Annotated in this window: 6 protein-coding genes and 1 tRNA gene; 4 read left to right on the forward strand and 3 right to left on the reverse strand. The window is 68.9% G+C overall.

The window, feature by feature from the left end; translation table 11 throughout:
- Window positions 1-261: 261 nt before the first annotated feature.
- The 3 genes from BFF77_RS28440 to BFF77_RS28450 all read left to right on the forward strand — a co-directional run bounded on the left by BFF77_RS28440 (window position 262) and on the right by BFF77_RS28450 (window position 3,048).
- A complete protein-coding gene (locus tag BFF77_RS28440) occupies window positions 262-1,041 on the forward strand; it encodes an HAD-IIA family hydrolase (RefSeq protein ID WP_066955446.1) in 780 nt (259 codons plus the stop codon).
- A gap of 92 nt (window positions 1,042-1,133) precedes the next feature.
- A complete protein-coding gene (locus tag BFF77_RS28445; RefSeq protein ID WP_141698548.1) occupies window positions 1,134-1,679 on the forward strand; it encodes a hypothetical protein in 546 nt (181 codons plus the stop codon).
- Between the two features lie 310 nt (window positions 1,680-1,989).
- Window positions 1,990-3,048 carry a glycoside hydrolase family 6 protein gene (locus BFF77_RS28450; RefSeq protein WP_066955451.1) on the forward strand — a complete coding sequence of 353 codons (1,059 nt, stop codon included), beginning with the start codon at window positions 1,990-1,992 and terminating at the stop codon, window positions 3,046-3,048.
- 135 nt (window positions 3,049-3,183) lie between these two features.
- Here BFF77_RS28450 and glxA read toward each other — a convergent pair whose 3' ends face one another.
- From glxA to BFF77_RS28465, 3 genes are all read right to left on the reverse strand, one after another.
- Entirely contained in the window at window positions 3,184-5,136 is a 1,953-nt protein-coding gene (glxA, locus tag BFF77_RS28455; protein ID WP_066955454.1) for a radical copper oxidase GlxA, read from the reverse strand.
- On the reverse strand, window positions 5,133-7,079 hold the full coding sequence (locus BFF77_RS28460; protein WP_066955457.1) for a glycosyltransferase family 2 protein: 1,947 nt from the start codon (window positions 7,077-7,079) through the stop codon (window positions 5,133-5,135). Before BFF77_RS28460 ends, glxA begins: the two co-directional genes overlap by 4 nt.
- 396 nt (window positions 7,080-7,475) lie before the next feature.
- Window positions 7,476-7,549 (reverse strand) — tRNA-Lys (locus BFF77_RS28465).
- 180 nt (window positions 7,550-7,729) lie between these two features.
- Here BFF77_RS28465 and BFF77_RS28470 point away from each other — a divergent pair.
- Window positions 7,730-8,883, forward strand: a 1,154-nt coding sequence (locus BFF77_RS28470; protein WP_066955460.1) for a peptidoglycan-binding protein, incomplete at its 3' end; no start/stop codon positions are given.

An 8,883-nucleotide genomic window follows, 5' to 3' on the forward strand; every position in this document is an offset into this window, starting at 1 on the left:
GCCCCTCGCCGAACGTGCCGCCCCGGGCCCCCGCCGGCCCTCCTTGCCGGACCTTCCCGGCCGAATCTCCCCCGGCCGCCACCGGAGTTGGCGGACGTCCCGGTCCGCCGGGCCGCTCACGCCCACAGGCCCGTACGGAGCCGCGCCGACGGCCCTCCGACCAGGCGGTGGACGCTTGTACCGTCCACGCCACGCCCTCGTTAGGCTTGGGCGGGTCGGACCATATGGAGTATTGGCCACCGCAGAGCGGAGAACAGTCCAGTGGCAGAGCGTAAGCCGATCGAATCGTGGCTCACCGACATGGACGGTGTGCTCATTCACGAAGGGATTCCGATCCCCGGCGCCGCCGAGTTCATCAAGCGACTGAGAGAGTCGGGCAAGCCCTTCCTCGTCCTCACCAACAACTCCATCTACACACCGCGCGACCTCCAGGCACGGCTGGCCAGGATGGGGCTCGACGTACCCGTCGACAACATCTGGACCTCCGCGCTCGCCACCGCCAAGTTCCTGGAGGCCCAGCGGCCCGACGGCACGGCCTATGTCATCGGCGAGGCGGGACTGACCACCGCGCTGCACGACATCGGCTACATCCTCACCGACCACGAGCCGGACTACGTGGTGCTCGGTGAGACCCGTACCTACAGTTTCGAGGCGCTGACCAGGGCGATCCGGCTGATCAACGGCGGGGCGCGGTTCATCTGCACCAACCCGGACGAGACCGGGCCGTCGACCGAGGGCCCGCTGCCCGCGACGGGCGCGGTCGCCGCGCTGATCACCAAGGCCACCGGCAAGGACCCGTACTTCGCGGGCAAGCCGAACCCGCTGATGATGCGCACCGGGCTCAACGCGATCGGCGCGCACTCCGAGACCAGCGCGATGATCGGCGACCGGATGGACACCGATGTGCTGGCCGGTCTGGAGGCGGGCATGGAGACATTCCTGGTGCTGACCGGAATGACGAATCCCGCCGATATCGATCGTTATCCCTTCCGTCCGTCGACGGTCGTTGACTCGATCGCCGATCTTGTGGATCGCGTCTGAGCACGTCAGCGAGCGATGCGGCGCGTCGGCCGCGCGCTGCGGATGCGGAAGGCCCGCGCACCGGTGAGTCTCTGAGTATCAGGAGGTTCACGATGCGTTCAGGGTTGCCCCGTCTCCGTACCGTGTGGGTGGTCGCCGCCGTCCTGGTGGCCGCGCCGGTTCTCGGTCTCACCGTGACCCGGGCCCATGACTCGGTCGCCCAGGCCCATGAGTCCCTGGCCCAGGCCCATGACTCGGTACGGGGCGCTCTCACGCCCTCGGCCGTCGTGCCGGGCGATGTGGTCCTGGCCGGTCGCGAGGGCGCCGGACCCGCCGGACTGCACGGACCCGCGGGATCCGATCGGCCTGCCGGATCCGACGGTTTCGCCGGACCCGCGGGATTCAGCGGCTCCGTCGGTCCCGAGGAATCCGCCGAGCCTCTGGGGCCCCTGGGACCTCCGAGACCCGCGGATCCCACCGATTCGGCCGGGCCGGGCACCTCGCACGCGGTGATCGGGCTGATCCTGGCGGGCGTGGCGGCGGTCGCAGTCGCCGGCCGGTGCCTTCCCGGCGCCTTGAACCCGCGGCTGTCCACGGCACGGCTGGGAGCGTGGCCCGGCCGCCGGCTCCATCGTCCGCGGCGTAAGGGCCCTGCCTGACGCGGCTGTCACAGCTCGCCCACGAAGAGGAACGATCCGTCTGGCGGCCGGCAGCGGTGTGCCAGGATTGGTGACGGCCCGTCGCGACTGGTCGGCGGGCAGCGCGGCAGACCGGACAACGCACGGCAGGCACAGCACGTCACAGCACGTCAGGACAGGCCGGACAACGCACGGCAGGACACGGCACGGCACGGTAGGACACGGCACGGCAGGGCAGGGCAGGGTCCGAGCACGCCTGGGGAGGGCGGTCTCGGGCGCGGTTGCTTCAGCACGGTGCGTCACGTCGGCACGGTGCATCAAGGGGGAGTGGATGTACGGCAGTTATCCCGGTCGCGGTGCGCGCGTCCGCGCGGTGCTGAAGGCCGGAGCGGTGGGGGCGTCGGCGGGTGCGGTCCTGCTGCTGGCGGGCTGTTCCTCCGACGGTGACAGCGGCGGGAACGGCGACGGTGACGGCGGTACGAAGGCGGCGCCGATAGGCCAGCGGCCCAAGACGGAAACACCGTACTGGGTCAACCCCGACGGCACGGCGGCCCGTCAGGTCGCCGCCTACACCGGTGAGGGCGACACCCGGAGCGCCGCCCTGATCAGGAAGATCGCCGAGCAGCCGGTCGCCGAGTGGATCGGCCCCGACACCCCGGAGGCACAGGCCAAGGGCTTCACCGAGGCGGCCACGAAGGCCGACCGGGACGCCCTGCTGGTCCTCTACAACATCCCGCACCGCGACTGCGGCCAGTTCTCCAAGGGCGGGGCCTCGGACGGCGACGCGTACCGCGCGTGGATCGACCAGGTGGCCAAGGGCATCGGCGAGCGCCGTGCCACGGTGATCCTGGAGCCCGACGCCGTACTGCACCTGGTGGACGGCTGCACGCCGGACCAGTTCCACGAGGAGCGGTACGACCTGCTCAAGGGCGCCGTCAAGCGGCTCAAGGAGCAGCCGGCCACCTCGGTCTACCTCGACGCGGGCAACGCGGGCTGGCAGTCGCCGGACGCGCTCTTCGAACCGCTCCAGTGGGCGGGCATCGCCGACGCGGACGGTTTCTCGGTCAATGTCTCCAACTTCTACCCGACCGCGGCCAGCGCGGACTTCGGCAGGCGGCTCTCCGAGAAGGTCGGTGGCAAGCCGTTCGTGATCGACACCAGCCGCAACGGCAACGGCCCGTACACCGAGGGCGATCCCGGCGAGAACTGGTGCAATCCCCCTGGCCGCGCCCTCGGCGAGGCGCCGACGGCCGACACCGGGGATCCGCTGGTCAAGGCGTATCTGTGGGTGAAGCGCCCGGGGGAGTCGGACGGCGACTGCAAGGGCGGGCCCAAGGCGGGCGACTGGTATCCGCGCTACGCCCTGGACCTGGCGCGCAACACGAAGTAGCGCGCGCACCGAGTAGCGGGCGCCACGAAATGGCGCGCGGCTCGAACCGCCTCGCGATACGAACCGCCTCGCGATACAAAGCGGTTCGGGTTACGAAGCGGTCCGGGACGCGACGTGCCGCGCGGCACCGAGCGGTTACGGGATCTCCACCCACACGCCCTCGGACGGGGTGCCCTTCTCGTCCGTGACGAAGAGCATGTACCAGCCCGACGGGACCAGCGCGTCGTTCTTCGGCACCGTGATCTCGACACCGTCCGCGGTCTTCTTCAGATCCAGCGCCACCGAGCGCTGTTCGACATCGGTGACATGGGTGACGGCGCTGGGCCGCATCAGCCTCGCCGTCCTGATCGAGTCCGCGTCCGCCGTCCTGAACACCGCCTTCGCACCGCGCTCGACGCTCTTCGGCCCGCCGGAGATCTCGGGCCGCTTGTCGCGGTAGAGATACGGCGGTGTGTAGATCTCGACCCGCTGCTCGAAGACGCCCGGCTTGGTGTTGGCCTGGTCGGAGTAGAGCGGGTCCGAGCCGAAGATCAGGACCCGGCCGTCGGGCAGCAGCACCGAGCCCGAGTGGTAGTTGCGTCCCACCGCCGGATCGGCGACCCGCTTGTACGTGGCCGACTCCGGGTCGTACAGCCGCGCCTGGAGGATGTCCGAGCCGCCGCGTCCCCGGTAGTCCTCGGAGCCGCCGGTGATCAGTACGGAGTCGTCGGGCATCAGCGAGGCGCTCGGATAGCGCGTGCCCTTCGCCAGCGTCGGCCCGTCCTCGAACCGGGGCTCCGGGTCCTTGAGGTCGACCAGCCGGGACTTCTCGCTGGACTTCTCGGACTCGCCGACGCCGCCTCCGCCGATGACCATGAACCTCTGGTCCTGGGCGGGCGGCAGCATGACCGTCGCCGAGGTCTCCATCCGGTCGGGATCGCTCAGCCCGGGAATCCTGTCGAACTTGTTCGTCCTGAGGTCCCAGATCCCGGGGTCGCGGCCCACATCGGCGGGCCCGTAACCGGCGTTCGAACCGCTGTAGAAGAGCTTGCCGTCGTCCATCAGGAAGATCGCCGGATAGGTGGGGAACTTCCTGATGATCCCGGTGTACTCCCACGACCTGGTCTTCGGGTCGTAGATCTCGTCCTTGCCGGGCACGATCTGGCCGATCTCGTCGAGACCGGAGAGCGCCAGCACCTTGCCGTCCCTGAGCGTGGTCAGGGTCGGATACCAGCGGGCCTCGTTCATCGGGTCGACGGTGATGTACTTCTCCGCGAGCGGATCGAACTCGTAGGCTTCCTTGATGCCCTGGAAGTCCTTCTTGTCGAGCGCGAGTTTCTGCGCGATGCCGTAGACATTGCGGGCGTCGGAGCCCTTCATGCCCTGCACCCGGTAGTTGTCCTCGGTGCCGGTCTCGTACTTCTTGCCGGACCGGCGTGCCTCGACATAGATACGGCCGAGGCCCGCCTCCGTCCGCAGGAAAGCGCCGGTCTGCGGGTCGAAGACCTTCTTCGCCTTCTCGACCAGGACCGGATCCTTGGAGACGAAGGTCTTGCCGTTCTCCTTGCCGGTGAACATCGTGCCGGCGGGCAGCGTGATCGGCTTGTCCGGGTCCTCGTTGTGGACGATCATCAGGCCGCCGGCCTTGGTGACATCGCCCTTGAGCTTCTCGTACCGCTTGGTGCCGCCCGCCACCAGCAGGTTTCCGCCGGGCAGTTGGGTGTGCCCGGAGCAGAACATGTCCTTGGGGGTCGGGATCATCTTGTACGTGCCGGTCTTCGGGTCCCAGAGGATCGACTCGAACCTGCCCGCGTCGAAGTTCTTCTGGTTGTTGCCGGAGCCCGCTATCAGCAGCACCTTTCCGGTGTGCAGCAGAGAGGCGTGGATCGAGTTGATCCTGAACTCGGCCGGGATGTCGAGAAAGTCCCAGTGGCCGTTCTCGGCCTTGTACTCGGGCCGGTTGATCTTGTACTCGTGGTACTTCTCCGAGCCGAACCGGTAGAGCGCCGGTCCATTCACCCCGGCCACCACGACGACCACCGCGGCGCCTATCGCCAGACGACGGGCGCGATTCCTTCGGTGGTTCTGCCGGACGGGAACGGCGCTCATTTCTTATGTCCCCCAAGGGAAATCCGTACGGTCTGATCGGTGGCCGCGGGCGGGCCCGCGGCCGGGGCGGCCGGCCCGGTCTGCTGCCGCGGCACGAAGGGCGCCGGGCCACCGGAGGGGCCACCCCCGCGGTGCGCACCCCGCTTCTTCTTCTCCTGACGCATCCCCCAGCGCCAGGCGAGGATCGGTGCCGCCGTGATCAGCAGGGCCAGCGAGGCCCAGGTGATCATCGCCGGATGATCGTGCCCGAAATAGAAGGAGGAGCCGAGCGATCCGCCGAAGACCAGGATGAAGAAGAGATGGATGCGGAAGGTGCCGAAGAGCGTGTCGGGGCTGGACGAGTCACCCTTGGGCGTCACGACGAAGCCGCTCTTGCGGCGCAGTACGGCGTCCATCAGTGAGCGCGCGTAGATCGGCGCGGAGAGCGCGGACATCACCATGCCGGCCAGTCCGCCGGAGCCCTCGGGCTCGTGCGGCGAGACATTGTGGCGGCGGTTCCAGATGTAGAGCCCGATCTGGAGGGCCGAGGCATTGCCGTACAGCATCATCCAGATCGCCGGGTCTATCTGCACACCGGAGGCCCCCATGCCCAGGAACAGCGCGCAGCTCAGCGCCGCCAGGATCCAGTTGAGGGCCGACATCGGATAGAAGATGATCATCATCGTGTAGTTGAAGAGCTTGCCGGGCGGCAGCGTGCCGTACCCGCGCCAGTACTGCTTGAGGATCGTCTCGTACGTACCGCGCGACCAGCGGAGCTGCTGGGTGAAGAAGTCGGTCCAGGCGGTCGGGCCCTCGCCGACGGCCAGGACGTCCGGCGTGTAGACCGAGCGCCACTTGTTGCCCGACCGCGGATTCCTGGCGCGGTGCATCTCGAAGCCCGTCGCCATGTCCTCGGTGATCGAGTCGTACAGACCGCCGATCTGCTTGAGGGCGCTGATCCGCACGGCGTTGCTCGTACCGACGAACATGGGCGCGCCGTAGCGGTTGCCCGCGCGCTGGATCAGGGCGTGGAAGAGGAACTGCTGCGACTCGGCGGCCTTGGTGACGAAGGTGTCGTAGTTGCCGTAGACCTGCGGGCCGATCACAAAGCCGACGTCCGGATCGCGGAAGTAACCGAGCATCCGCTCCAGATAGTTGGGCATCGGGACATGGTCGGTGTCGACGGAGGCGAAGAAGTCGTAGTCGTCGCCGTGCGCGTCGAGCCACGCGTTGTAGTTGCCGTGCTTCGTCCTCGCGCGGTGGGCCCCCTTGGGCTGGTTCCACTTCGCTATGCCCTTGCGGGAGAAGTGGTGCACTCCGAGGCGGGCGCAGACCTCCTTGACGGCCGGATCGTCGCCCTCGTCGAGCAGCCAGACGTGCATCAGTCCCCGGTGGCGGATCCTGACGGCCGCCTCCAGGGTCTTCGTCACCATCTCCAGGGGCTCCTTGCCCGGGACGAAGGAGGTGAGGAAGGCCACGCGGGTGCCGCTCTCGGGTACGACGGGAACGGGATCGCGTGCCACCAGCGTCGCATGCGCGTTCGACAGGACGTTCATCGTACGGAACAGCTCGATCAGCCCGATCGAGACGAGCATCACGATGTCGAGGATGAGGAGCGTGTCGTTCTTGAGGTTCGGATCGCGCTCGGTCCAGTGCTGGGGCTGCATCAGCCAGGCGAAGAGCCCGAGTGAGAGCAGCGGCGCCGCGCCGAGCAGCAGGGCGGCCCGGACGCGGTGCGGCTCCTGGGAGAGCAGTGAGCGGTACTGCACGGTGTACGGCTTGGCGAGGTCGGGCTGGGTGAGCGGTCCGGCCAGCCGGCTGTAGTGCTCGTAGTCGTACTTGGGGAGCGCGGCTTTCCTGGGCCGTGGGCGGTGTCCGCCGCTTCTGAGGTGCGAGGGGATCCGTAGCTGGGTGGTCCGGGAAACGTCGTTGTCCTGGCGTGCGCCGTCCGGCGTCGACGTCATGAGTCATCCCCCCGCACGCGCGGTTGCTGCGTGATTGGTATCGAACGTTTCGCCCGGAACGGTCCCCCTCGACCACCGGTCCGGACGCGTCAACTGCGGCCCCGTCATCAAGGACAGGAAACAGTGGCCATCCGGTTGCATCCGCCCATGGGGGCGTTCCCCCGCACCGTGTCCGTCCAACTGTTCGGAACACGTGCCCCATTGGAGTCAATGCGCTCAGGATAGGTTGTCCGACCGAGGTCGTGATCGCAAGGGAGAGAAAAGCCGATTGCCGACCGTTTGTGCGATTTGATGGGCCGGTGCGGTCGGTGTATTGGCGAGTATGCGCCAAAGCGTTACCGGTTGGCGGAACGAGCGAAGCCCTCTCATTCGCCATGAGAGGGCTTCCGCTGTGCGTGCGCCGCCAGGGACTCGAACCCCGGACCCGCTGATTAAGAGTCAGCTGCTCTAACCAACTGAGCTAGCGGCGCCTGCTGACCTGGAGAACTCTACCGGACCGGAAGAGGTGCCCCGACCATTTGATGGCCGTTGCGGCCTGTCGGATTGTCTTTTCTTCCCCTTGATCCGTCAAAATGCGATTTGTCCGGACAGATGGGACACTGGCCCGCCGATCGCGTCGGAAAGATCTTGATGAGTGTGGAGGGGAACGCATGACCGTCCCGGTCTTCGAGGATTACGAGCCGGCTCGCGACTGCCCCTGCGCCGGGTGCGCGGAGCGGCGGCGCGATCTGGCCAGGGGTCTGCCGGTGCGGGCGGGCGGCCATCCGGCCGCACACGGCGCCCGGCGGGCACTGCTCCTGGCCACGGCGACCGGGGTCGCTCTCGGTACGACGGGGACGGTCGTGGGCCTGGACGCGGGAACGGCGTGGGCGGCCGGGCGGGCGGCGGACACGGCACGGGACACGTCGGCGCTCGCCGCGCCGGAAGGCGCGGGCGCGCACACGGGCGTGGCCGCCGGGCCGAGTGCGGCGACCCCGCAGGGCGGCAGCGCCCCGCTCTACGGGCGGCCACTGCCGGGTCCCGGGACGCACCGGGTTCCGACGGCGCTGCGCAGGTCCACCCGGGCCGACATCATCAACCGCGCCAGGCGCTGGGCGTCCGCGAGAGTGCCGTACAGCCTGGACAGGTTCTGGTCGGACGGTTACCGCCAGGACTGTTCCGGCTTTGTCTCGATGGCCTGGAACCTCCCGGGCAACGAGTGGACGGGCACGCTGGCGCGGTACGGCGTGGAGATCGACCGGGAGGAACTCCAGCCGGGCGACATGCTCCTCTTCCACAATCCGGCCAGCCCGATCAAGGGCTCGCACGTCACGATCTTCGGCGGCTGGACCGACTACACGCGCTCCTCCTACCTGGCGTACGAGCAGGCCCAGCCGCACGCCCGTCGCCGGCCCACACCGATGGCGTACTGGAGCAACTCCGGCCGCTATGTCCCGTACCGCTACCGGGGGCTGGCCGACGGCGACGACGCCAAGGGACCGGCCGTGGGCGCGGGCACCGGGACGGGTGCGTCGGCGCTGTATCCGGGCGCGGGCGCGTTCGGGCCCGGCGCCAGGAACTCCTACGTCGGACAGCTCGGCCGGATGCTCGTGACGCGCGGCGGCGGACGCTTCTACGCCCACGGGCCGGGACCTCGGTGGAGCGAGGCCGACCGGCGGGCCACCCAGGCCTTCCAGCGCGCGCAGGGCTGGCGCGGTGCCCAGGCGGACGGGCGGCCGGGCCCGGGAACCTGGCGGTATCTGGTGAAGGGCCTCGGCAGGGACATCCCGGCGGCGGGCGGGGGCGGCGGCCGTCCCGGTGAGGG

It is taken from the genome of Streptomyces lushanensis, assembly GCF_001700515.1.
Classification (GTDB): Bacteria; Actinomycetota; Actinomycetes; order Streptomycetales; family Streptomycetaceae; genus Streptomyces; species Streptomyces lushanensis.

Coding starts and splice junctions, on each gene's coding strand:
- BFF77_RS28445 (WP_141698548.1), top strand. CDS start 1,134: ATGCGTTCAGGGTTGCCCCGTCTCCGTACCGTGTGGGTGGTCGCCGCC.
- BFF77_RS28450 (WP_066955451.1), top strand. CDS start 1,990: ATGTACGGCAGTTATCCCGGTCGCGGTGCGCGCGTCCGCGCGGTGCTG.
- glxA (WP_066955454.1), bottom strand. CDS start 5,136: ATGAGCGCCGTTCCCGTCCGGCAGAACCACCGAAGGAATCGCGCCCGT.
- BFF77_RS28460 (WP_066955457.1), bottom strand. CDS start 7,079: ATGACGTCGACGCCGGACGGCGCACGCCAGGACAACGACGTTTCCCGG.